Source organism: Streptomyces sp. NRRL S-646, from assembly GCF_000720765.1.
Taxonomy (GTDB): Bacteria; Actinomycetota; Actinomycetes; order Streptomycetales; family Streptomycetaceae; genus Streptomyces.
Window position 1 is genome coordinate 1 of record NZ_JODC01000118.1, and the last position, 284, is coordinate 284.

A 284-nucleotide genomic window follows, 5' to 3' on the forward strand; every position below is an offset into this window, starting at 1 on the left:
TCTGACGGCGCCGAATGGTCCGTCGCAGCAGCGGGTGATCCGGCAGGCGCTGGCCGGTGCCGGGCTGAAGCCCGCCGATGTGGACGTGGTGGAGGCGCACGGCACCGGGACGCCGCTGGGTGACCCGATCGAGGCGCAGGCGCTGCTGGCCACCTATGGCCAGGACCGTGAACGGCCGTTGTGGTTGGGTTCGTTGAAGTCGAACATCGGCCACACGCAGGCGGCTGCCGGTGTCGGTGGTGTGATCAAGATGGTGATGGCGATGCGGCATGGGGTGCTGCCGC

General features: G+C 69.4%; 1 protein-coding gene. It reads left to right on the plus strand.

From position 1 onward, the window contains the following. The coding region (locus tag IH68_RS51445; protein ID WP_037886775.1) for a hypothetical protein at positions 1-284 on the plus strand (284 nt) is incomplete at both ends.